This window comes from Streptomyces sp. NPDC048664, assembly GCF_040650555.1.
Lineage (GTDB): Bacteria > Actinomycetota > Actinomycetes > Streptomycetales > Streptomycetaceae > Streptomyces.
On the sequence record NZ_JBEZHK010000045.1, the window covers coordinates 1 to 21,298 of the forward strand.

The window sequence follows — 21,298 nt, forward strand, 5'->3', positions numbered from 1 at the left end:
ATGGGCGAGGAGATCCATGGGCCGCCCTCCTGGGACGTGCGGACGGTCGGCCTCACACCCCAGCGATCGAGTCGTAGAAGAGGGCCGGTTTCGGAGACATCCGAAACCGGCCCTCGGTCATTTCCGGGGACCTGGACTCCTGAGCTCAGCCGCCCAGGAGTCCAGGCAGGGCGAGGGCCCCGAGGAGGGTGGCGCCCAGCAGCAGCCACGCCACGTAGTCCCCGAGGTGTCCGGACTGGAGGCGGCGCAGACGCCGGGCGCGGCCGGGGACTGCCACCCGGCTCGGGCGGGCGACGGCCACGGCGGTCAGGCTCAGGGCGAGCAGGGTGGACAGCAGGCCCAGCAGGATGCCCGGCAGAGTCCAGCGAACCGAGTCAGGGGCGGCACCCTGGTGCGCCCCCGCCATGCCGTGAGCCACCGCTTCGCCGAGACCGGGAACGCACCCGAGGGTGAACGCGGCGGCGAGGAGTACGGCGGGCACGGCCGTCATGGTGTCCGGGATCCGGTGGAGTCTGCGCTCGGTCTCGGGCCGTTCGTCGGAGCCGGTGGTCTCGTAGCCGTCGGTGTCGGCGGGGCGTGGGCCGAGCCCCCAGAACACGCGCGCGGTCATGCGCAGTACGGCGGCGGCGGTGAGGGCCGAGGCGAGGACGTACAGCGCGGTGAGCGGTCCGCCCGCGCTCTCCTCGACGATGGACTTGCCGAGGGCCGTGCCGAACGGCGGCAGCCCGGCGAGGCCGAGCGCACCCACCACGAACATGACCCCCACACCGCGCATCCGGCCGACGGCTCTGCCGTACAGGGCGAACTCGTCCACACTGCCGTACCGGTCGAGGAGCACCCCGGCGCAGGCGAACAAGGCGGCCTTCACACCGGCGTGCCCGAGGACATAGAGCGCCACTCCGGCGTCGGCCTGCGGCCTGAGTACCCCGATACCGATGACGAACAGGCCCATGTGGGCGACGGTGGAGTAGGCCAGCAGGCGTTTGATGTGCCGTTGGTACCAGCACATCACGGCACCGACCGCCGCCGTCATGGCGCCGAGGGTCACCAGGGCGCGCTCCACGTCGGGCGCGGGGATTCCGCCCGGCCCGGCGAAGACGGTCGTGTGGACGCGCCAGACACCGTAGGCGCCGAGTTCCACCATCGCGCCCGACAGCAGCATGCACACCGGGGTGGGGGCGACCGCGTGCGCGTCCGGCAGCCAGAACTGGAACGGCACGGCGGCGGCCTTCACCAGCAGACCCGTCATCACCAGGACGAACGCGGTAAGGACGAGGGCGTCCGGCTTGCCGTGAGCGTCGAGAGCGTGCCCGATGCGCGCCATCCCCAGCTCGCCCGTACGCGCGTAGAGGAAGCCGATGCCCATCAGCAGGGCGTACGCGCCCAGGGAGTTGATGACGCCGAAGGTCAGGGCGCCCTGGACCGCCTTGGCCTCGTCGATGCGGTAGCCGGTCAGCGCGTAGGCGACGACGCCCATCAGCTCGAAGAACACGAAGGCGTTGAACAGGTCTCCGGACAGGGCGAAGCCGCACATGCCCGCCTGGAACACCAGCATCAGCGCGGGGAAGGAACCCGCGTGGCGGTGCGGTGGCTCGGCGAAGTACCGCCAGGAGTAGACCAGCGCCGCGAAGGTCAGCAGCGAGGCGAGGGCGGCGAGACCGAGAGCGGGGCCGTCCCCCACCATGCGGATGCCGATGTCCGGCGCCCATCCGCCCATGTCCTCGATCAGGGGCCGTGAGGAGTGGGACAGCATCACCAGTGCCAGGCCCGCCCCGCCCGCCGAGACCGCGCACGCGATGGTCTCGGCCGCGCGGCGCGGCAGCCCGCGCCCCGCGGACACCAGCACCATGGCACCCAGCAGAGGCACGACCGGGACCAGGGGGAGCAGATGTCGCATCAGCCGCGGAGCTCCCTCAACTCGTCCGGATCGACGGTCCCGTGACGCTTGGCCACCTGGAGGACGAGCGCGAGCAGCAGTGCGGTGACCGTGGCGCCGACGACGACGTCGGTGAGGGTGAGCGCCTGAACGACGGGGTCCACCAGAGGTCGGCTTCCGGGCTTGAGGTCCGAGAAGACCGGGGCGGTCGCTCCGTTCCGGTACCCCACGGCCAGCAGCAGGACATACGTCGCGCACTGGCACACGGACAGGCAGCCGACGGCGTGGATCAGGTTCCGGCTGGTGGCGAGGCCGTAACAGCCCACCAGGAAGATCCAGACGGCGACCAGGTACGGGAGGACGTGCGTCATCGGGTGCTCAACTCCCCTCCTGCGTTCGTGACTCGATCTCGACCGCCTGTTCCAGGAACCGGGCGAGCAGCACCACGACGGCACTGGCCACCTCCATGCCGATGGCCGCGTTCAGCAGCGGTACGGTGCCGCCGGAGGACAGCGTGTTGAAGGTGCCGTAGGGAAGCACCGTGTTCGCCAGGAACGAGCCGCCCACCAGGAGACCCGCGAGGCCCACGAGCACGTACGCGCATGCGGCGACCGCGTCCATGACCTCGAACACGCCGACCGGGCGCACTCGCTCCAAGGCGCGGTAGTCGGCGCCGAGGTACAGCAGATGCAGGGCGGTGGCGGCGACCACCCCGCCCTGGAACCCCCCGCCGGGGCTGAGCTGCCCGTGGGCGATGACGTAGAGGCCCACGACGAGGGCGACGGGCAGGACGAGGAGCGCGTAGCGACGCACGGGTGCCGTGACGTCGGCCGGTTCGGGCGCCTGGCGGTGTTCGTCGCGAGCCTGGCGCAGGAGCACCACGCAGCCCAGGACCGCGGCGAAGAGGATGCTCATCTCGCCGAGGGTGTCGTAGGCGCGCAGGTCGAAGTTGATGGAGGCGATGGTGTTGGCGGTGTGCCGGGCGAGCGCGGCGCGCACGGCCCGGTCGCCGTAGGGATGCCACGCCCCGCCGAACGACGGGAGGTCCAGGCAGGCGAGGATCAGCAGGACGGCGAGGCCGGCACCGCCGACGGCCAGGACGGCGAGGCGTTGACGGCGGCTCACCGATCGGCGCTCCGGTCCTCGCCCTGGGCGCGCCGCTTGACCTTGCGCACGGACAGCATGATCAGCAGCGGGGTGAGGGCAGAGCCGACCGCCAGCTGCGACAGGCCGACATCGGGGGCTTGGAGCACGGTGAACAGGACCGCCAGGACGACGCCCAGCACGGACAGCACCAGCGCCTGGCGAGCCGGGTCACGGGTGGCCACCGCGACGGTGGCGGTCGCGGCCACCAGCAGCAGCACGACGACGATCAACGCGTCAGCCATCGCGCACCTGCCGGAATCCGCCCGCGAGCGAACGGGAGGCGACGAGATTGCCACCGATCAGCAGGGCGCCTGTCACCAGCAGCTTCGCCATGGCTCGCCCAGGACCCTCAGCCGCGCAGAGCATGGCCACGACCACCCCGCCCACGCCTGCCGCCACCCAGGTCGGCCCCTGGGTCGGGGGCCGGGCATCCGCCAGATCGTCCGCGAGCAGCCGTGCGAACACCAGGGTGCCGACCGGCCCCAGCAGGGCCAGAAGCAGCGCGAGATCCACATAGGAGGAGCGGCCGTAGCCCTGGGCGAGCAGCAGCAGGCCGGGGCTCGCCACGGAAGTGGCGAGGTTCTGCGCCGTGACCCTGCGCGGCAGCGGCCCCGTCGACACCGCCCACACGACCACAGCCCCTCCCACGGCCAGCAGAGCCGCTGCCGCCGCGATCCAGCCGTTCAACGCCAGGTCACCGCCCGGCCCGCGAGCCGGGCCGCGACGGCTCCCACAGCCGCACAGCTCAGCCCGACCACCCCTTCCACGGTGTCGACCGGACCGATCAGCACCAGCCACAGCAGGGTGAGCCCGACCCACCAGCCCACCAGTTCGAACGCGGCGGAGAACGCCGTGCGCCACGTCATTCCCGCCTCCTCGCCTCGCTCACCGGAATCCAAGCACCGCCGCCGTCACGAGGTGCGGCGACGCGCAGGCACGCACCTGGTACCCCTTCCGGCCCCGTGGACACCACGCCGGCACGGCGCAGGTTCCTTCCACGGGTGAATCGGGTACTCGGGCGCTCTGTCGCACTGTGGTCGAGGACCTTCAGGAGGAGTTGGGGCCGAACGGCTTGTCGCAGGCTGGGTCGTGCACATCCCGGCGCACACCGCCACCGGGGCCGGATCCCACGCGGTGCGGGTCACCCGGTCCGGCGAGGAGCGGTCGGGACGCGCCGACGCCTGCCGCGAGGTGGTCTCTCATGTCAGCGGATGACGGCCGGACCGGCACCGGTACGGGACGGGCCGCCGTCCTCGACGTGGACGGCACCCTGGTCGACACCAACCACCTGCACGTGGTGACGTGGTGGGAGGCGTTCCGCCAGGCGGGTCACCGGGTGTCGACGCATGCGATCCACAGAGCGATCGGGCTGGGTTCCGAGGACCTCGTCGCCCACCTCCTCGGGGATGACACGGCCCGTGACGAGGCGGAGGGGCTCAGTGCGGCCCACAAGGTGCTCTACGGCGAATACGTCGAGCGCTTGGCGGCTCTGCCGGACGCGGGAAGTCTGCTGCGGCGTCTGGCCGGCGAGGGGTGGACGGTGGTCCTGGCCACCTCGGCCGGCGGGGAGGAACTGTCCGCGTTGCGGAGAGCGCTCGACGCGGACGACGCCATCGGGGCCACCGCGAGCGCCGACGACGTGGCGGAGGGTAAGCCGGCCCCCGAGCCGGTCGAGCGGGCGCTGGAACTCGCCGGCGTACCGGCGGAGCGTGCGGTGTTCGTCGGGGACACCGTCTGGGACATGCGGGCGGGCAGTCGCGCCGGCGTGCGGTGCGTGGGCCTGCTCTGCGGAGGCATCCCCCGCAGGGATCTGGAGGAGGCCGGTGCGGGGGCCGTGTTCGGTGATCCGGCTCATCTGCTCGCCTCGCTGTCCAGCAGTCCGCTCAGGTGATCCGCGAGCTCACGGGGGAGCCGGCGTGTGGCACCGCGAGCCTCCGGGGTACCCGGAAGGCCCCGCCGCGGTGCGGGTGAGACCTGCGCGACACGTACAGCGCCTTGGGAGGTGCATCATGAGAGCAGCGGTCTACGAGGGTCCCCGGACCGTGGTGGTGGAGGACGTGCCGGACGCCAGGATCGAGCATCCCTGCGACATCCTGGTGAAGGTCACCACGACGAACATCTGCGGTTCGGATCTGCACATGTACGAGGGCCGTACGTCCTTCGAGGCAGGGCGCACCTTCGGGCACGAGAACCTGGGCCGCGTGGTCGAGGTCGGTCCAGCGGTGCGCAAGGTCCAGGTCGGCGACTACGTGGTGCTCCCGTTCAACATAGCCTGCGGATTCTGCAAGAACTGCGAACGGGGCCTGACGAACTACTGCCTGACCATGCAGCCGGACCCGGCCATGGCGGGTGCCGCGTACGGATTCGCCGACATGGGTCCGTACCAGGGCGGCCAGGCCGAGTTCCTCCGCGTGCCCTACGGCGACTTCAACGCGCTGCGCCTCGGCGAGGACGCGGCCGAGCGCCAGAGGGACTACGTGATGCTCGCGGACATCTTCCCCACCGGCTACCACGCCACGGAGTTGGCCGACGTCAAGCCGGGGGACCAGACCATCGTCTACGGAGCCGGTCCCGTAGGACTGATGGCGGCGTACTCGGCGATCATCAAGGGCGCGGGGCGGGTGTGGGTGACCGATCGTCAGCCGGATCGGCTCCGGGTGGCCGAGGCGATCGGTGCCATTCCGATCGACTGCACGGAGCAGGACCCGGTCGAGGTCGTCAAGGAGGCCACGCTCGGCCTGGGCGCCGACAACGGGTGCGAGTGCGTCGGCTACCAGGCGCACGACGACCAGGGTCACGAGGACGCGTCCCTCACGCTCAACGGGCTGATCGACGCCGTGCGGTTCACCGGAACCATCGGCGTCGTCGGCGTGTTCGTCCCCGAGGACCCGGGTGGAGCGGAGGCCCAGAACGAGTTGGAGGCACACGGCAAGGTGCCGATCGACTACGGCAGGATGTGGTTCAAGGGCCAGACGATGGGAACCGGCCAGGCTCCGGTCAAGCGGTACAACCGCGCGCTGCGTGACCTGATCGCGGCCGGCGAGGCCACCCCGGGCTTCGTCGTCTCCCACGAACTCCATCTGGACGAGGCGCCGGGCGCCTACGAACACTTCGACGCCCGGGACGACGGCTGGACGAAGGTCATCCTGCACCCCGACGGCTCCCGCTGACCGTTTTCGCACGGGCGGGTCGGGTACTCGCGCATATATGGTGCGATTCGGATACACGATGATGGCCGAGCAGGCCGGCCCCCGGGATCTGGTGAGTCTGTCGTCCGTGCCGAGCAGGTCGGCTTCGACTTCTCGGTGACGTCCGACCACTGCTTTCCCTGGCTCGCCGAGCAGGGGCACGCCTCGTACGCGTGGTCCTTGCGTTGCCGCGCGATGGCGCCGGGAGGTCATCGGATCCGATCCGACGAGAGGGGCGAACCCATGAGTGCCTCGGAAAAGCGCGACACCCCGCAGGTCGACGAGGAGACGAGGGAGCGGTCCGCGGAGCAGCGGACCACCATCGCGCCCACCCCGCCGGACGTGCGGGCCGAGGGCGACGACCCGGAGCCGCCGCCGACCGAGAGCAAGTGACCGCCGGACGATCAGGACCCGGAGCGCTGTGCACGCATGAGGATCCGCTGGAAGGTCGTGGCCCAGGCCCCTTCGCCGGGGGTCTACGCGCCGCAGGCCGACACCTGGTTCCTGGAGCGGGCTCTGCGCCGGGAGTCACCAGGACCGGGGGTGAACGTACTCGACCTGGGGACGGGCGAGGGGACGCTGGCCGTCTGCGCGGCGCGCCAGGGTGCCCGTGTCACCGCGACGGACATCTCGTGGCGGGCGGTGCTGAGCACCCGGCTGAACGCGCTGCGGGCGAGGCAGCACCTGGACGTACGGCGGGGAGACCTGCTGGCGCCGGTACGGGGCCGGACCTTCGACCTCGTGGTCAGCAACCCGCCCTATGTGCCTGCTCCGGGGCCGGCACCGTCCGCCACCGGCGACGCCGGCCACCGCGCCAGGGCGAGCGACGCCTGGGACGCGGGACACGACGGGCGGGCGGTCCTCGACCGCATCTGTGCGGAGGTGCCATCGGTGTTGCGTCCCGGTGGTGTCCTGCTGATGGTGCAGTCCGGCTTGAGCGGCACCGACACGACGCTGCGGAGCCTGACCAGGTCCGGGTTGCGAGCCACCGTCAGTGACCGCACGCGCGTCCCCTTCGGCCCCGTCCTGCGCGCACGGCGTGCCTGGCTGCGTGAGCACCACCTGATCGCGCCGGAGCAGGAACTCGAAGAGCTGGTGATCATCCGTGCCGAGCAGATCTGACCGACCCTGCCGTGTCGTGATGACCGAGGACGGCCCCTTGCTCATCCCGGGTCCGGTGGAGGTCACCCTCGCCGACGGCAGAGTGGCCGTGTCGCGCCGGTTCGTCGTCGCGCTCTGCACCTGCGGGCGCAGCGCCATCCACCCGTGGTGCGACACCAGCCATCGCCGCCGGTCCGCCGGGTGTCCGGGAGCCCGGCGCGAGGAGGCGTGATCGCCATGATCCGGTCCGCGCACCTGCCCACGTGGACGGGTCCGCCACTGCCGCTTCCACGTGGCCCTTTGTCCTCGGCCCTCGCCACCGACCTGACGGAAGGCCCGTCGGGGCTGCCGGGATCGGACGGGGTGACCGAGGCGGATCCGTACGGCGACGACGTACAGCTCTGCCTGTACATGCTGTACGAGCTGCACTACCAGGGACTCACGGGGGTCGACCCACGCCGCGAGTGGGATCCCCGTCTGCTGGGCCTGCGCTCGGCTCTCGAGGACCATGTCACGGGTGCCCTGCGACGTGATCTCGACGGGGACGGCAGATCCGTGTGCGAGGCGCTGGACGACCTCCTGGCGGAACCGGTGCGCGGCGACCCCACCAGTGTCAGCCACTACCTCCAACGCCACGGTGAGCTTTGGCAGTTGCGGGAGTACGCGGTTCTGCGGTCGCTGTACCACCTCAAAGAGGCGGACCCGCACGCGTGGGTCATCCCGAGGCTGCGGGGCAGAGCCAAGGCGGGCATGGTGGCCGTGGAGTACGACGAGTTCGGAGCCGGACGCGCCGAGGACATCCATGCGGTGCTGTTCGCCGACCTCATGGCCGACCTCGGGCTCGACACCGCGTACGGCCACTATGTCGATGTTGCTCCCGCCCAGGCGCTGGCCCCGGTCAACCTCATGTCGCTGTTCGGGCTGCACCGGTCCTGGCGCGGCGCGCTGGTCGGGCACTTCGCCTCGGTCGAGATCACCTCGTCGCCCGCTTCGGGACGCCTGGCCCAGGCGATGCGGCGTACCGGCGCGGGTCCCGCGGCCGAGCGCTTCTACACCGAACACGTCGAGGCCGACGCCGTACACGAACAGGTGGTGCGCCGGGAGGTGATCGGCGGACTGCTGGACGACGAGCCCGGCCTGGAGCCGGACGTCGTGTTCGGTGTGGCCGCCACCGAGGAACTGGACCGGCGTCTGGCGACGACTGTGCTCGGAGCGTGGCGCCGGGGCGACAGCGCGCTCAGGCGTCCCGGTCTCGATGGATGACGGTCATGCCCGAGCCGCCGGATATGGAGGGGTTCCGCCGCGAGACCATGGCGTGTGGACGCGGCGTCATGGACATCGAGGTGCGGGACGGGACGGCGCTCCGGCGCGTCCACGCCGCGATGGGCCGGGTGTGAGCGTCGCCGTACCGGCCATGAGTGAGGGGAGGCAGGTTTGCCACGCCGACTGCCGATGCCCGAGCAGACGGTCGAGAACGGGAAGGGGTGACCCGGGTGAAGGCGTCGAAGATCGCCTACAAGCCGGTCGGTCTGGCGCTCGGAATGGCCGGCGGCATGGCTGCGAGAGCACTGTTCAAGCGGACGTGGAAGATGCTCGGTCACGACGACGACGCCCCGGACGCCACCGACGAGGAGCGCTCCTGGCGCGAGGTGCTGCTCGCGGCTTCGCTGCAGGGCGCGATCTTAGCCGGGACGAAAGCGGCAGTCGACCGTGGCGGGGCCGCCGCCGTCCGCCGCCTGACCGGAGTCTGGCCCGGCTGACGGTCCCCGTCCGGCGCACGCTCACTCCGGAACCCGAATCGACCAGACCGCATCGTCGTCCGGGGCTGCGCTCTCGAACGCTGCCTCCCGCGCCGTACGAGAGGCTGGACGGCAGGGCGAAGGTTCTGGGAACCGCCCCGGGGGTACCCGGGTCCTCTCCGGGAAGCGCGGTCCCCCTTGGAAACAGGAGAGGTGTCCCTCATGAGCATGCCCAGCAGGGAAGGGGAACCCCTGAACAGCACTCTGGTCACCGCGATGGAAGCCGTCGAGGACCAGGAGTGGCTGGACGGGCCTGCCCGATATGTGCGCGAGGTCGTCCGGCGTGTCCCGATGGGCCGGCTCCGTGACGGCCTGCGAGGCCTGTGGCTCGGTCACCCGCTGCATCCGGTTCTGGTGCAGGTGCCCATCGGTGCCTGGAGTTCCGCCGCGGTTCTCGACCTGATTCCCGGGGAGGGGCGTGCGGCCCGCCGCCTGGTCGCGGTCGGGCTGCTCGGCGCGGCACCGGCGGCCCTGAGCGGCTGGGTCGACTGGGCGGAACAGCGACCCCGCCAGTCCCGGGTGGGCCTCGTCCACGCCGCGACGAACCTCGCGGCCGTCACCGTGTACGCCTGTTCCCTGGCAGCCCGCTTCCAAGGCCGCGGTCTGCTGGGACGCGCACTGGGTTTCGGAGGGCTGACGATCGCCACGGTCGGGGGCACGCTGGGCGGTCATCTCGCCTATCGCCAGGCCGCGGGTGTCAACCACGCGGAAGCGGTGCCGGTCCTGGTCGAACCGGGTTGGCACCGGATCGGGGTGCTGGACGACTTCCCGGTCGGGGAACCGGTGCGACGGACGGCCGGCGAGGTGCCCCTCCTGGTGGTCCGCGACGAGCACGGCACGCTCAACGCGCTGGCCGACCGCTGCAGCCATCTGGACGGGCCGCTCCACGAAGGCCAGGTCGTGGACGGCTGCGTCGTATGTCCTTGGCACGGAAGCGAGTTCCGGCTCTCGGACGGTGCGAACGTGCGGGGGCCGGCGACCGCGCCGCAGCCTTGTTTCGAGTGCCGCGTGACTCCGGACGGCACCGTCGCCGTCCGTCTCGCCACAGCCTGACCACGCCCGCCCTCGTCGACCGGAGGCTCCTGTCGGCTGACTGTCATGGTCGGATCCTGGCCTGGGTGAGGAATGAGGAGTGAGGGGGGGGCAAAGCCGGGGACCCGCACCGCATCGACGTCACGATGGCTTGACGAAGGAGCAACGGCATGACGAGCCAGCAGCCCGGCAGCACATCGCGGCGCGACAGGTCACCGGCCGATCCGGTGGCCCGGCTCGCGGGGTGGGACGAGACGGATGTACGGGCGGTGGACACCGTGCGGCTGTTGGCGGCCGACGCGGTCCAGAAGGTGGGCAACGGCCATCCTGGTACGGCGATGAGCCTTGCCCCGCTGGCGTACCTGCTGTTCCAGAACGTCATGCGGCACGACCCGAACGACGACCAGTGGTTGGGGCGCGACCGGTTCGTGCTCTCCTGCGGACACTCCAGTCTGACCCTGTACATCCAGCTCTACCTGGCCGGCTTCGGTGTGGAGCTCATGGACCTGCAGGCGTACCGGACCTGGGGCTCGGGCACGCCGGGGCACCCCGAGCACCGGCACACCCGAGGAGTGGAGATCACCACCGGCCCGCTGGGGCAGGGCTTGGCCGGCGCGGTGGGCATGGCGATGGCGGCCCGCCGCGAGCGCGGACTGCTCGACCCGGATGCCGAGGCGGGCGCCAGCCCCTTCGACCACCACGTCTACGTGATCGCCTCCGACGGCGACATGATGGAGGGCGTCACCGGCGAGGCCGCCTCCTTGGCGGGCCACCAGGAACTCGGCGACCTCGTCGTCTTCTACGACGCCAACCACATCTCGATCGAGGACGACACGGACATCTCCTTCAGCGAGGACGTCTCGGCGCGGTTCGCTTCCTACGGCTGGCATGTGCAGACGGTCGACTGGACTCGCACCGGAACCTACGTCGAAGACGTCGATGCGGTCCTGGAGGCCACTCGCGCCGCCCAGGAGGAATCCGGCCGGCCCTCGCTGATCGTGCTGCGCACTCTCATCGGCTGGCCGGCTCCGCACAAGCAGAACTCCGGAAAGGCCCACGGGTCCGCGCTGGGGGAGGAGGAGGTCGCCGCGACCAAGTCGCTGCTGGGCTTCGCCCCAGAACGGCACTTCACCGTCGAGGACGACGTCCTGGCCCGGACGCGCGAAGCCTGTGACCGCGGTCGGCGGGCGCACGAGGAGTGGGACGAGAGGTTCGCGGCCTGGCGCACGGCGAACCCCGAGCGTGCCGCCCTGCTGGACCGCCTGCAGGAGCAGCGGCTGCCCGACGGCTGGAGCGATGTCCTGCCGGTCTTCCCCGCCGACGACAAAGGTATGGCCACCCGCGCCGCGTCCGGCGAGGTCCTCACCGCTCTGGCCCCGGTGCTGCCGGAGCTGTGGGGCGGCTCCGCGGACCTGGCCGGCAGTAACAACACCACCATGGGCGACCAGCCGTCCTTCGTCCCCGCCGGCCGCCAGACCAAGGGCTACAAGGGCGGCCCGTACGGACGCACCCTGCACTTCGGCATCCGCGAGCACGCCATGGGCGCGATTCTCAACGGCATCGCCCTGCAAAGCCTGACCCGCCCCTACGGCGGCACGTTCCTGACGTTCTCGGACTACATGCGGCCCGCGGTGCGGTTGGCGGCACTGATGCGGCTGCCCGCCGTCTACGTGTGGACGCACGACTCCATCGGCCTGGGCGAGGACGGTCCCACCCACCAGCCCGTCGAACACCTGGCCGCACTGCGTGCCATCCCCGGCCTGGACGTGGTGCGGCCCGCCGACGCCAACGAGACCACCGCGTGCTGGCGCGCCATTCTCGAACACCCCGACCATCCCGCCGGACTCGTCCTCAGCCGCCAGAACCTGCCCGTCCTGGACCGCGACAGCGGGGAGTACGCCCCCGCGCAGGAGGCGGCCCGCGGCGCCTACATCCTGGCCGACGGGCCTGACGGTGCGGCACCGGACGTCATCCTGGTCGCCACCGGCTCCGAGGTGCACCTCGCCCTTGAGGCCCGCACCCTGCTGGCAGCGGACGGGGTCGCGGTACGCGTGGTGTCGATGCCGTGCCGGGAATGGTTCGCCGCTCAGCCACTGGACTACCAGGACCACATCCTGCCGCCGGACGTGCAGGCCCGGGTCAGTGTCGAGGCCGCCGTGGGGCAGGGCTGGCGCGACGTGGTCGGCGATGCGGGGCGGATCGTGAGCCTGGAGCACTACGGCGCCTCGGCGGACTACGAGCGCCTCTACTCCGAGTTCGGCATCACGCCCGAGGCCATCGCCGCGGCAGCCCACGACAGCATCCGCGACACCCGGCGGACTCCGCGTCCCGGCGGCCACCGTCCCACCCTCGCCGGAGGCTCGCATCGATCGGGTACGTCGTGACGGGGGTGATCGCCGCCCCGTACGGCAGGGCCGGTTTCGGAGACATCCGAAACCGGCCCTCGGTCGTTCCCGGGGACCGCGCGACGGTCTGGTTCAGGACCGCCCGTGCTTGGGGGGCTTGTTGGCGCATGGGCTTCTTTACGACATCCGTCGGTCGGTCCAAAGGAAGCACTCGAACGGATCAATGACGGCGAGTTCCTGCTCCGATGCGGGTTTCGGAGATGTCCGAGACCCGTCGTCGGCGTTTGGGGGGATCGGCCGGCGTCAGTATCGTCGGCGGCTCCGGCGGCGCTCCGAGAGCGGGCACGCACAGACGATCCGGGGCCGGAACCAGGGAGTTCGTTGGTGGGGGAGTCGGCGGTGGAGTCGGTGCGCTCGACCGGACCCGGCGGGCGGGTGACCGGGCGGTCGGCGCCCTCGGTGCTGCCCCCGTCGCTGCGCGCGTGGCTCGGGTCCGCCGCGGTCCTCGGCGCGCTGGTGGTCGTCGTGCTCGGCGTCCTGTACGCGGGCCACAGCCGACCCGGCAGGGTGGACGCGCGGGTCTCGGCGATGGTGTACGGCGTGCGGCCGCCGTGGCGGTACGCCGCCCTGGCCCTGGACTTCCTCGGGGAGCCCCAGGGAGCGGCGATCCTCGTGGCGAGCGCCGTGGCGGCCTGTCTGCTGCTTCGGCGTCCTCGCGCGGCGGCGCTCGTCCTGGTCGGCCTCGGTGCGAGCGTGGGGACGGCGACGCTGCTCAAGTCCGTGGTGGGACGCACCATCCACGGCGGGTACCTCTCCTACCCCAGTGGGCACACCGCCTTCGCCACCACGCTCGCCCTCGTGGCGGCGCTGGTCGCGACCGAGCGGCTCGGCCTCGACAGGAGGGCCGGTGTCCCCCTCGTGCTCGGCGCGGCGCTGGTCGCCGGTGCCGCCATGGGCTGGGCCGAGGTCGCCCTGGGGGCGCACTACCCGACCGACGCCCTCGGTGGCTGGTGCACCGGGCTGGCGGTGACACCGGCGACCGCGTGGCTGGTCGACCGGACCGCCGACCGGCAGGCCGGCCGGACGGCCGATACCGGTCGGCGGGAGCCCCACTGACGCGACGTCACGCCGGCCTCGTGTTCCCATGCCTCACACGAAGCGGCGGAACACCGGCTTCACCGGCCGTCCGGCCGTCCAGGAGGCGGGGTCGGCGGCGTCCAGTGCCTTCCGGTACACCGCGCACGCCTGGGCCACCACCTCGACGGTGTGGTCGATGTCGGCGTCGTCGAGCGCGCTGCTCACCACGAACGACGGCGCCAGCACGCCGCCCGCGAGGAGGTGGCGCAGGAACAGGGTGCGGTACCGCTGCGAGGGCAGGCCGTCCTCGTCGAGGGTGGCGAAGACCAGGTTGCTGGCCCGGCCCCGGACCAGGACGTGGTCGCCGACCCCCATGCTGTCCGCGGCCTCGCGGACACCGGTGGCCAGCCGCTCGCCGAGGGCGTGCAGCCGCGCGGTGACGCCCTCCTCGACGTAGGTGGCCAGGACGGCCATCGCGGCCGCCAGGGAGTGCGTCTCCGCGCCGTGCGTGCTGGACAGCAGGAACACCCGGTCGCCGGGGTGGCGCAGCCCGCCCTGCTCCATCAGCTCGCGGCGCCCGGCCAGCGCGGAGACCGCGAACCCGTTGCCCAGCGCCTTGCCGAACGTGGACAGGTCGGGGACGACGCCGTACAGGCCCTGGGCGCCCGCCTCGGACCAGCGCAAACCGGTGATCATCTCGTCGAAGACCAGGACGCAGCCGTGCCGGTCGGCCAGGTCGCGCAGACCGGCGAGGTACCCGGGGGGCGGCTCGGTGTGGGTGGCGGGTTCGAGGATCAGGCAGGCGATCTCGTCCGGGTAGCGGGCGAGCAGCTCCTCCGTGGCGGCCAGGTCCCCGTAAGGGAACGCCACGGTCAGCTCGTTGGTCGCCGCCGGGACACCGGCGGACATCGGCGTGGTGCCGATGAACCAGTCGTCGACGGAGAAGAACGGATGGTCGGCGCAGAGGGCCACCCGCGGGCGTCCGGTGGCGGCACGGGCCAGGCGCACCGCGGCGGTGGTGGCGTCGGAGCCGTTCTTCGCGAACTTCACCATCTCGGCGGTCGGCACCGTGGCCAGGAAGCGTTCCGCGGCCTCCACCTCCACGATGGAGGGCCGGACGAAGTTGCTGCCGCGGCCGATCTCCCGCCGCACCGCCTCGATCACGCGGGGGTGGGCGTGGCCGAGGCTGACCGACCGCAGGCCGGAGCCGTACTCGATGTAGCGGTTGCCGTCGATGTCCCACACATGGGCACCCTGGCCGTGGCTGATGACGGGAGCCAGCTTGTCGGGGTACTGGTCGTCGCCCTTGGCGTAGGTGTGCGCGCCCCCGGGGATCAGGGCGTGCAGCCGCTCGTTCGCCCGCTGCGACCGGGTCAGGTGGAGTTCTTCGGTGTTGTCCGTGCCCACGCGGTACTCAACTTTCTTTGTGCTGTAGGAACGCGGCGAGGCTCGACGCCTTCCGGTCCCTTGGGGACATCGAGGTGACCGGAAGCGGCCAGGGAATGGCGAGTTCGGGGTCGTCGAAGGCGATCGTCACGTCCTCGGCCGGATCGTGCGGGCGGTCGATGCGGTACGAGACGTCGGCGGTCCCGGTCAGCGCCTGGAAGCCGTGGGCACACCCCGCCGGAATGTACAGGGTCACCTGCGTCTCGTCGGACAGTTCGAAGAAGGCCCGGTTGCGGTAGGTGGGTGAGTCCGCCCGCAGGTCCACGACGACGTCGAAGATCCTGCCGTACGAGCACCGCACCAGCTTGGCCTCGCCGTCGCCGGAGCGCAGGTGCAGGCCGCGCAGGACGCCGCCGGCCGAACGGGAGAGGCTGTCCTGGGAGAAGGCCTCCGGGGCGATGCCCACCGAGCGGACCACGTCGGCGTCGAAGGTGCGGCAGAAGAAGCCGCGTTCGTCGGCGTGCGGCGTCGGCTCGAAGAGGTACGCGCCGGTGATCTCGGGGACTTCGGTCGCCTTCATGATTCCTTCCGTACGGTCTGGGCGTGGTCCCTCGCCGGGAACAGCGCCGCGGTCAGGGAGGTGAACTGCTGATCGAGTCGCCGGCCGGCGGCCAGGGTCCGCTCTGCGACGGTCGCCCGCAGCTCGACCGCGTGCTTCTCCAGCGCACGGAACTGCTCGAGCAGCCGGTCGGCGTCGACCGCGCGCGCCGGGTGGCAGTACGCGCCGAGGCCCATCTCCGCCATGAGCGCGTCGCTCTTGGCCGCGTAGCAGAGGGCGAGCACCGGCGTACCGGTCTTCAGCGCGCAGATCAGGTTGTGGTACCGGACCGCCACGACGGTGTCGGCGAGCGCCATCTCGTTCATCAGGTCGGCGAGCGAGGACAGTTCGGCCGCGGTGACCAGCGGCGAGTCCACCGCGTCGCGGATCGCGGCGACCACCGGCGCGTCGCATCCGTCGCCGGTGAGCAGCCGGACGGACCTGCCCTCCTCGACCAGCGTCCGGACGAACCGGATCGTCCCGTCGAGGTAGCGCCGGTATATCTCCTCGCCCCGGGCGCGGTCGTCGTTGCCGCCGTGGAAGTCCATGACGCCGACGCAGACCGGGCCCGGCGGCGCCGACGGGTCGAACGGCGCGCTCGCTCGCGGCGTCGGCAGGGCGAACGCGAGATCGGGGTGCACCTCGTCGCGCGCGGTGTCCACGCCCATCGCCCGCATCGCGTCACGGGAGGGGGCGTCCCGGTAGGACCGGTAGGAGGCCAGCCGGGCCGACCAGCGCACCAGGGCCCTGGTCGGCCGGTTGCCGATCGCGGCCGCGCCGACCCCGACCAGCGCGACCGGGACGCGCAGCATCCGGCCGCTCGCGCAGAGCAGGAACAGCGCGTACGGGAAGCCCCACGGCCGCAGCGGCAGCGTGGCCTCCAGGACGCCCATGCCCGGGACGATCACCACGTCGTGCCGGCGCACCCAGGCCGCGGTGCGGACGACGTCGACGAGCTTGCCCAGGCCCTTCGCCGCGATCGCGCCCGTACGCGACGCGGTCCGGTACTCCCCGCGGTACCAGTGCAGCCGCGTCGCGCGGATCCCGAACCGGGCCGTCACGGCCTCGGGTCCGCCGCACAGCGCGTCCACGACCACCTCCGGGTGCGCGGCGCGCAGGTACCCGAGCAGGGCTTCGAGCGATCCGTCGTTGCCGAGGTTGCCGGAGCCGAGCAGGCCGAACACCCCGACGCGCACCGGGGCCCTGTCCGCGGCCGTCATGCCCTCCTCCCCTCACGTCCGGCGACGAGGTCGTCGACGGAGACCGTGAGCAGCCCCGGATCGACCGGGGCGCGGTCCTCGACCCGCTCACCGGCGCCCGGCCGGACCCGGCTGGTCATCCAGGCGGCCAGATGGCGGTAGCACGCGCGCCGGTCGGCCGCGGACAGCGGGGCCCGCCGGACCGCCGCGACGAAGCCCGCCAGGTACTCGGCGAGCAGCCGGGGCGTCGGATGCAGCGGACCCGCCCTGCGCGGGTCCAGATTGACGCACCGGGCGCGCTTGGAGGGGTTCGCCCGCTCGGCGCGCGTGGGGTGGTCGCGGCGGAAGTACAGCAGCTCCGGCACCTGGTGGAAGGCCCCGTGCAGGGTGATCTCGGCGACGAACGTGCGGTCCGCGTGGTGGTAGCTGTCGAGCGGCTTCACCCGCCGCAGCATGTCCGCCCGCATCACCCCGTAGAAGTCGTCGCCACCGGGCTCGAACAGCAGGCTGCGGAAGCGCTCCGGCGCGTGCGGGGAGTCGGTGGTGAGCCCGTACTCGTAGGGGACCTTCACCTTGCCGTCGCCGTCGATGACCGCCTGGCCGGTGTGCGCGAGGATCACGTCCGGCCGCTCGTCCAACGCCTCGACGCAGCGCCGCAGCAGGTCCCGGCCGTACAGGTCGTCGTGCGAGGCCCACTTGAACAGTTCGCCGCGGGACCGGACGAACACGAGGTTGTGGTTCGGTGTGGCGCCGATGTTCCGCGGCAGCCGGAGGTAGCGGATGCGCGCGTCCCGCGCGGCGTACGCGCGGCAGATCTCCTCGGTCCCGTCGGTCGAGGCGTTGTCGGAGACGACCAGCTCGAAGTCCTCGTAGGTCTGGCCGAGCAGGGCGTCGAGCGACTCCGCCAGGTACTCCTCGCCGTTGTACACGGGCAGGCCGATGCTCAGCCTGGGTCGGTCGGTCATGAGGTCCTCACTTCGGGGATGGGATCGCGGTGGCGCTCGCGCAGGGCGGACCGCAGGTGCAGCCACCACACGGCCGAGGCGGTGACGGTCGCGGCGGCGGCGCCCCAGGCCGAGCCCGCCGTGCCTCCGGCGGCCGCCCCGCCGAGGCCGCCGCCGACGTAGCAGGCGGAGGCGAACAGCTGGCAGCGCAGGCTGCGTCGGGCCGCGCCCAGCGCACGCAGCCCGGCCGCCGCGCCGGTGCCGAGGCCGGCGCCCGCGACGCCGAGGGTGATCTGGACGATGAGCTGCGAGGAGGAGTGCCAGACGCCGCCGAGGGCCAGTTCGCCGAGCCGGTCCGGGACCAGCAGCAGCGCCCCGCCCCAGAGCAGCGCTCCGGCCGCCTGCCCCCCGCCCAGCAGGAGGCAGAACGTGCCGAGCCGGTGCGGGGCCTGCCGCAGCACCCGTGCCGCCTCGGGGACGGTGACCAGCGAGAGCCCCATGAGCACCGCCAGGAACGGGCCGAGCAGCAGCTCGGCGCCCCGCACCGCGCCCACCGCGCCGACCCCGACGATCGCGCCCAGCCCGTACGCCCGCAGTTGGCTCGCGCCGCTGAGGCTGACGTTCTCCACCAGGTAGCGATAGCCGAGGTCGCGCTGCTCGCGAAGCCAGCCGCGCGCCTGCGCCGTCCGGGGCCGGATGCCGGACTGGAGGCAGCCGTACCCCGCCGCCACCGTGGCGGACGCGCCCCAGGCGAGCACGAAAGCGGCCACGCTGCCCACCCGGGCCGCCACCACCATGGCGGGGACGAGCGCGGCACCCCACACGACGTCGTTGACGAACGCCTTCCGTCCGGCGCCCGCGGCGAAGAACGCGAACCGCCAGGCGTCCTGGAGCAGCAGCCCCGGCATCATGACGGCGAGCGCGACGAACGCGGACCCCAGGCTGCCGCCGAGGCCGAGCGCGGCCACGAGGCACACCGCGCCGATGACCGTGCCGACGCCGAGCGCGGTGCCCGTCGAGCGGGCCACCGCCCCGCGCCAGGAGGCGTCCGACACGCCGCTGAAGCGGACCACGAGCGGGTCGGTGGCCAGCCCGCGCGAGACGTTGAGCACCACGCCGTACGTCACCCAGGCCAGGCTGAACACGCCGAACGCGGTCACCCCCAGCGAGCGGGCCACGTAGATGCCCACCGCGAAGTTGCTCACGCTGGAGGCGGCCTGGTCGGCCAGTCCCCAGGACAGCCTGCCGACGAGGGCCCGCCTGGCGGATCGGGCCGGTGCCGTCGTCCTCTCCTCGGTGCTCATCGGCGTCATGCCTTGATCAGTTCGGCGTCGCACAGGGCGTCGGCCGCCGCGGCGACGGCGGCGAACGGCAGCCCGGACCGCTCGGCGACGTCCAGCAGACTGTGCTCGCCGTCGGACAGGCTGAGCACCCAGAGCATGGCCATCTGGGCCTGCTGGGCGTCGCTGCGGCCACCGAGCGAGTCGTACAACCCGCGCCGCCCCAGCTGCGGTTCGCCGTAGGGGCTCAGGTTGACGTACCGCCGGTTGCGGTCCAGGACGGCGAACGCCTCACGGCACAGGGCCAGCGTGTCCGCCATCGCCTCGGGGGAGACGAGATCCAGGTTGTCCGCCGAGGTGTGGTACTCGGGATACCCGGCGTACGGGGTCCGGCTGAGGGAGCCCACGCCGAGATCGAACCCGGGCGAGCAGAACTGCCGCTCGTCGTAGCCGTACGGAGTGAACTCGGTTATGCGGTGCGGTCGTTCGGAGGCGGTCAGCACATGCTGCAGCACCCGGTCGATCTCCGCGTCGCCGCGCCTGCTCTGCTTGTACGTCAGCCGGCCCGGATCGCCCGCGCAGGCCAGCACCAGCCCGTGCCTGACCTCCCCCACCCGCTCCGCGTTGCGGGCCAGCCAGGTGATCGCACCGATGGTGCCGGGCGCGAACAGGAACCGGTAGGTGTAGTAGGGCTTGTGCTCCGCCAGGGCCCGGGCCAGGAACGTCGCCACCGCGATGCCGGCCAGGTTGTCGTTGGCCAGCGACGGATGGCAGACATGGCTGGAGACGATCACCTCGTCGGCCACCTGCCCGGGGACCACGTGCTCGGCGTAGGTGAGGTGGCCGTCGGCCAGGGTGGAGTCGATCCGCACCTCGTACTCGCCGTCCGGCAGCGCGTCCAGGGTCTCCTGGGCCAGGCAGAACCCCCAGTCCGGCGTGTAGTAGCTGGTGCGGTACGGCACCCAGGACGGGTGGTCCGGCAGGGTGTGCAGGTGCGCGCGCAGCTCGGACAGCGGCATGGTCGCCGCCACCGGCACGCTGTAGCCGAGCACGTGCAGGCTGGACGCGGCGAAGTCGACGACCCGCCTGCCGGTGGCGTCGGCGACGTACGCGTCCCGGATGTTCCACTCCTGCGGCACCGTCCAGTCGAGCACCCGGGTCCCGGTCGGCACCTCGTGCACCCGCAGCGGGACGTACTCGCCGACGATCTCCAGGGTGGCGCGCACACCGTCGCCGGTGATGCTCCGGCACAGCGGGTACAACCGCTCCACCAGGGCGTACATCTCCTCGCCCCTCGCGGTCACCGGCGCCACCGCAGGGTGTCGTCGACGGCGCCCGCCGCGGACGCCGCGCGCAGCACGGCCAGCCGGGTGAAGCGCCGCTCGAAGTCCTCCCGGGTCAGAGCGTGCTTCTGGTAGGCGTCGGCGAGTTCGAGCGCGCCCCGCTTCACCGTCCACGCGCAGTCGAAGCCGGGGACCGCGGCGCGGAACCGGGAGAAGTCCACCCGGTAGGAGCGCGGATCGGCGCCGGTCTCCCCGGTGATCACCACCTTCGAGCCGGGCACCGCCTCGGCGACCTGCTCGGCGATCTCGGCGACCGTGACGTTGTTGGTCTCGCTGCCGATGTTGAACGCCCGGTCGTGCACGGCCTCCCGCGGCGCGCTCAGCGCGGCCGTGAACGCCCGGGCGATGTCGGCCGCGTGCACCAGCGGGCGCCAGGGGGTGCCGTCGGACAGCACCAGGACCTCGCCGGACAGCAGCGCGTGGCCCACCAGGTTGTTCAGCACGATGTCGGCGCGCAGCCGGGGCGAGTGGCCGAACGCGGTGGCGTTGCGCATGAACACCGGGCTGAAGTCGCCGTCGGCGAGCGCGTGCAGGTCGTCCTCCACCCGCACCTTGGACTCCGCGTACGGCGTCACCGGGCGCAGCGGGGCGTCCTCGGCCACCAGGTCGTCCCCGCCCGCGGCCCCGTAGACCGAGCACGTCGACGCGTACAGGAAGCGCCGCACTCCCGCGTCGCGGGCCAGCCGGGCCAGCCGCACGGAGGCGTGGTGGTTGATGTCGTAGGTGAGCTCCGGGGCCAGCGACCCCAGCGGGTCGTTGGAGAGCGCGGCCAGATGGATCACCGCGTCCACCCCGGCCACGTGCTCCGCCGTGACGTCGCGCAGGTCCACCCGGTGCCCGGAGGGGTCCGCGGGCGGCGGGCCGAGCACGCAGTCGGCGAACAGGCCGGAGTCAAGGCCGGTGACCTCGTGCCCGGCGGCCGTGAGGACCGGGGCCATCACGGTGCCCAGGTAGCCCTGATGTCCGGTCAGCAGTACGCGCAAG

Annotated in this window: 24 protein-coding genes and 1 pseudogene; 12 read left to right on the forward strand and 13 right to left on the reverse strand. The window is 72.2% G+C overall.

The window, feature by feature from the left end; genetic code table 11:
* Window positions 1–145 precede the first annotated feature (145 nt).
* Genes AB0C59_RS32570 through AB0C59_RS32595 form a run of 6 tightly spaced genes read right to left on the reverse strand, consistent with a single transcriptional unit; the run spans window position 146 to window position 3,888 of the window.
* Entirely contained in the window at window positions 146–1,897 is a 1,752-nt protein-coding gene (locus AB0C59_RS32570; RefSeq protein WP_363011058.1) for a proton-conducting transporter membrane subunit, read from the reverse strand.
* Entirely contained in the window at window positions 1,897–2,247 is a 351-nt protein-coding gene (locus AB0C59_RS32575) for a sodium:proton antiporter (RefSeq protein ID WP_363011060.1), read from the reverse strand. Before AB0C59_RS32575 ends, AB0C59_RS32570 begins: the two co-directional genes overlap by 1 nt.
* Before the next feature lie 7 nt (window positions 2,248–2,254).
* Complete coding sequence (locus AB0C59_RS32580; RefSeq protein WP_363011062.1) at window positions 2,255–3,001, reverse strand: MnhB domain-containing protein; 747 nt, start codon at window positions 2,999–3,001, stop codon at window positions 2,255–2,257.
* Entirely contained in the window at window positions 2,998–3,264 is a 267-nt protein-coding gene (locus tag AB0C59_RS32585; RefSeq protein ID WP_363011064.1) for a hydrogenase subunit MbhD domain-containing protein, read from the reverse strand. The genes AB0C59_RS32580 and AB0C59_RS32585 overlap by 4 nt, the downstream gene beginning before the upstream one ends.
* Complete coding sequence (locus tag AB0C59_RS32590) at window positions 3,257–3,709, reverse strand: monovalent cation/H+ antiporter complex subunit F (protein ID WP_363011066.1); 453 nt, start codon at window positions 3,707–3,709, stop codon at window positions 3,257–3,259. Before AB0C59_RS32590 ends, AB0C59_RS32585 begins: the two co-directional genes overlap by 8 nt.
* On the reverse strand, window positions 3,706–3,888 hold the full coding sequence (locus tag AB0C59_RS32595) for a hypothetical protein (protein WP_363011068.1): 183 nt from the start codon (window positions 3,886–3,888) through the stop codon (window positions 3,706–3,708). Before AB0C59_RS32595 ends, AB0C59_RS32590 begins: the two co-directional genes overlap by 4 nt.
* A gap of 335 nt (window positions 3,889–4,223) precedes the next feature.
* Here AB0C59_RS32595 and AB0C59_RS32600 point away from each other — a divergent pair, with 335 nt between their 5' ends.
* From AB0C59_RS32600 to AB0C59_RS32655, 12 genes and pseudogenes are all read left to right on the forward strand, one after another.
* A complete protein-coding gene (locus tag AB0C59_RS32600) occupies window positions 4,224–4,913 on the forward strand; it encodes an HAD family hydrolase (protein ID WP_363011070.1) in 690 nt (229 codons plus the stop codon).
* A gap of 118 nt (window positions 4,914–5,031) precedes the next feature.
* Window positions 5,032–6,192, forward strand: coding sequence for a glutathione-independent formaldehyde dehydrogenase (locus AB0C59_RS32605; protein ID WP_363011072.1), 1,161 nt, complete (start codon window positions 5,032–5,034; stop codon window positions 6,190–6,192).
* Window positions 6,193–6,229: 37 nt separating this feature from the next.
* Window positions 6,230–6,393 (forward strand): annotated as a pseudogene (locus AB0C59_RS32610) (LLM class F420-dependent oxidoreductase); the annotation flags it as partial.
* 60 nt (window positions 6,394–6,453) lie between these two features.
* On the forward strand, window positions 6,454–6,603 hold the full coding sequence (locus AB0C59_RS32615) for a hypothetical protein (protein WP_363011155.1): 150 nt from the start codon (window positions 6,454–6,456) through the stop codon (window positions 6,601–6,603).
* 36 nt (window positions 6,604–6,639) lie between these two features.
* Window positions 6,640–7,332, forward strand: coding sequence for a HemK2/MTQ2 family protein methyltransferase (locus tag AB0C59_RS32620; RefSeq protein WP_363011074.1), 693 nt, complete (start codon window positions 6,640–6,642; stop codon window positions 7,330–7,332).
* Window positions 7,333–7,351: 19 nt separating this feature from the next.
* A complete protein-coding gene (locus AB0C59_RS32625; RefSeq protein WP_363011076.1) occupies window positions 7,352–7,543 on the forward strand; it encodes a CDGSH iron-sulfur domain-containing protein in 192 nt (63 codons plus the stop codon).
* Window positions 7,544–7,548: 5 nt separating this feature from the next.
* Window positions 7,549–8,574 (forward strand): iron-containing redox enzyme family protein, encoded by a 1,026-nt coding sequence (locus AB0C59_RS32630; protein ID WP_363011147.1) that lies wholly within the window; start codon window positions 7,549–7,551, stop codon window positions 8,572–8,574.
* 5 nt (window positions 8,575–8,579) lie between these two features.
* Window positions 8,580–8,708 (forward strand): hypothetical protein, encoded by a 129-nt coding sequence (locus AB0C59_RS32635; protein WP_363011078.1) that lies wholly within the window; start codon window positions 8,580–8,582, stop codon window positions 8,706–8,708.
* Window positions 8,709–8,804: 96 nt separating this feature from the next.
* A complete protein-coding gene (locus AB0C59_RS32640) occupies window positions 8,805–9,071 on the forward strand; it encodes a DUF4235 domain-containing protein (RefSeq protein ID WP_363011080.1) in 267 nt (88 codons plus the stop codon).
* 255 nt (window positions 9,072–9,326) lie between these two features.
* On the forward strand, window positions 9,327–10,163 hold the full coding sequence (locus tag AB0C59_RS32645; protein WP_363011149.1) for a Rieske 2Fe-2S domain-containing protein: 837 nt from the start codon (window positions 9,327–9,329) through the stop codon (window positions 10,161–10,163).
* A gap of 149 nt (window positions 10,164–10,312) precedes the next feature.
* Complete coding sequence (gene tkt, locus AB0C59_RS32650) at window positions 10,313–12,526, forward strand: transketolase (RefSeq protein WP_363011082.1); 2,214 nt, start codon at window positions 10,313–10,315, stop codon at window positions 12,524–12,526.
* A 396-nt stretch (window positions 12,527–12,922) separates the two neighbouring features.
* Window positions 12,923–13,603, forward strand: a complete 681-nt coding sequence (locus AB0C59_RS32655; RefSeq protein WP_363011151.1) for a phosphatase PAP2 family protein — start codon at window positions 12,923–12,925, stop codon at window positions 13,601–13,603.
* Between the two features lie 33 nt (window positions 13,604–13,636).
* On the opposite strand, the gene AB0C59_RS32660 is transcribed toward AB0C59_RS32655, so the two are convergent.
* The 7 genes from AB0C59_RS32660 to AB0C59_RS32690 are packed head-to-tail and all read right to left on the reverse strand — an operon-like array spanning window position 13,637 to window position 21,297.
* A complete protein-coding gene (locus AB0C59_RS32660; protein WP_363011084.1) occupies window positions 13,637–14,971 on the reverse strand; it encodes a glutamate-1-semialdehyde 2,1-aminomutase in 1,335 nt (444 codons plus the stop codon).
* Between the two features lie 7 nt (window positions 14,972–14,978).
* A complete protein-coding gene (locus AB0C59_RS32665; protein WP_363011086.1) occupies window positions 14,979–15,530 on the reverse strand; it encodes a dTDP-4-dehydrorhamnose 3,5-epimerase family protein in 552 nt (183 codons plus the stop codon).
* Window positions 15,527–16,768 carry a polysaccharide pyruvyl transferase family protein gene (locus tag AB0C59_RS32670; RefSeq protein ID WP_363011088.1) on the reverse strand — a complete coding sequence of 414 codons (1,242 nt, stop codon included), beginning with the start codon at window positions 16,766–16,768 and terminating at the stop codon, window positions 15,527–15,529. Before AB0C59_RS32670 ends, AB0C59_RS32665 begins: the two co-directional genes overlap by 4 nt.
* Window positions 16,765–17,712: a glycosyltransferase family 2 protein gene (locus AB0C59_RS32675; protein ID WP_363011090.1), complete on the reverse strand. Its 948-nt coding sequence runs from the start codon at window positions 17,710–17,712 to the stop codon at window positions 16,765–16,767. The genes AB0C59_RS32670 and AB0C59_RS32675 overlap by 4 nt, the downstream gene beginning before the upstream one ends.
* On the reverse strand, window positions 17,709–18,995 hold the full coding sequence (locus AB0C59_RS32680; protein WP_363011092.1) for a hypothetical protein: 1,287 nt from the start codon (window positions 18,993–18,995) through the stop codon (window positions 17,709–17,711). Before AB0C59_RS32680 ends, AB0C59_RS32675 begins: the two co-directional genes overlap by 4 nt.
* Before the next feature lie 5 nt (window positions 18,996–19,000).
* Window positions 19,001–20,284 (reverse strand): DUF4910 domain-containing protein, encoded by a 1,284-nt coding sequence (locus AB0C59_RS32685; RefSeq protein ID WP_363011094.1) that lies wholly within the window; start codon window positions 20,282–20,284, stop codon window positions 19,001–19,003.
* Complete coding sequence (locus AB0C59_RS32690) at window positions 20,272–21,297, reverse strand: NAD-dependent epimerase/dehydratase family protein (protein ID WP_363011096.1); 1,026 nt, start codon at window positions 21,295–21,297, stop codon at window positions 20,272–20,274. The genes AB0C59_RS32685 and AB0C59_RS32690 overlap by 13 nt, the downstream gene beginning before the upstream one ends.
* Window position 21,298 lies beyond the last annotated feature (1 nt).

Bases quoted from the DNA above. Each gene is read 5' to 3' on its own strand.
- AB0C59_RS32625 (WP_363011076.1), top strand. From the start codon at position 7,352: ATGACCGAGGACGGCCCCTTGCTCATCCCGGGTCCGGTGGAGGTCACC.
- AB0C59_RS32620 (WP_363011074.1), top strand. From the start codon at position 6,640: ATGAGGATCCGCTGGAAGGTCGTGGCCCAGGCCCCTTCGCCGGGGGTC.
- AB0C59_RS32665 (WP_363011086.1), bottom strand. From the start codon at position 15,530: ATGAAGGCGACCGAAGTCCCCGAGATCACCGGCGCGTACCTCTTCGAG.
- AB0C59_RS32570 (WP_363011058.1), bottom strand. From the start codon at position 1,897: ATGCGACATCTGCTCCCCCTGGTCCCGGTCGTGCCTCTGCTGGGTGCC.
- AB0C59_RS32615 (WP_363011155.1), top strand. From the start codon at position 6,454: ATGAGTGCCTCGGAAAAGCGCGACACCCCGCAGGTCGACGAGGAGACG.
- AB0C59_RS32670 (WP_363011088.1), bottom strand. From the start codon at position 16,768: ATGACGGCCGCGGACAGGGCCCCGGTGCGCGTCGGGGTGTTCGGCCTG.
- AB0C59_RS32575 (WP_363011060.1), bottom strand. From the start codon at position 2,247: ATGACGCACGTCCTCCCGTACCTGGTCGCCGTCTGGATCTTCCTGGTG.
- AB0C59_RS32605 (WP_363011072.1), top strand. From the start codon at position 5,032: ATGAGAGCAGCGGTCTACGAGGGTCCCCGGACCGTGGTGGTGGAGGAC.
- AB0C59_RS32675 (WP_363011090.1), bottom strand. From the start codon at position 17,712: ATGACCGACCGACCCAGGCTGAGCATCGGCCTGCCCGTGTACAACGGC.
- AB0C59_RS32600 (WP_363011070.1), top strand. From the start codon at position 4,224: ATGTCAGCGGATGACGGCCGGACCGGCACCGGTACGGGACGGGCCGCC.
- AB0C59_RS32635 (WP_363011078.1), top strand. From the start codon at position 8,580: ATGCCCGAGCCGCCGGATATGGAGGGGTTCCGCCGCGAGACCATGGCG.
- AB0C59_RS32680 (WP_363011092.1), bottom strand. From the start codon at position 18,995: ATGAGCACCGAGGAGAGGACGACGGCACCGGCCCGATCCGCCAGGCGG.
- AB0C59_RS32645 (WP_363011149.1), top strand. From the start codon at position 9,327: ATGGAAGCCGTCGAGGACCAGGAGTGGCTGGACGGGCCTGCCCGATAT.
- AB0C59_RS32585 (WP_363011064.1), bottom strand. From the start codon at position 3,264: ATGGCTGACGCGTTGATCGTCGTCGTGCTGCTGCTGGTGGCCGCGACC.
- AB0C59_RS32630 (WP_363011147.1), top strand. From the start codon at position 7,549: ATGATCCGGTCCGCGCACCTGCCCACGTGGACGGGTCCGCCACTGCCG.
- AB0C59_RS32595 (WP_363011068.1), bottom strand. From the start codon at position 3,888: ATGACGTGGCGCACGGCGTTCTCCGCCGCGTTCGAACTGGTGGGCTGG.
- tkt (WP_363011082.1), top strand. From the start codon at position 10,313: ATGACGAGCCAGCAGCCCGGCAGCACATCGCGGCGCGACAGGTCACCG.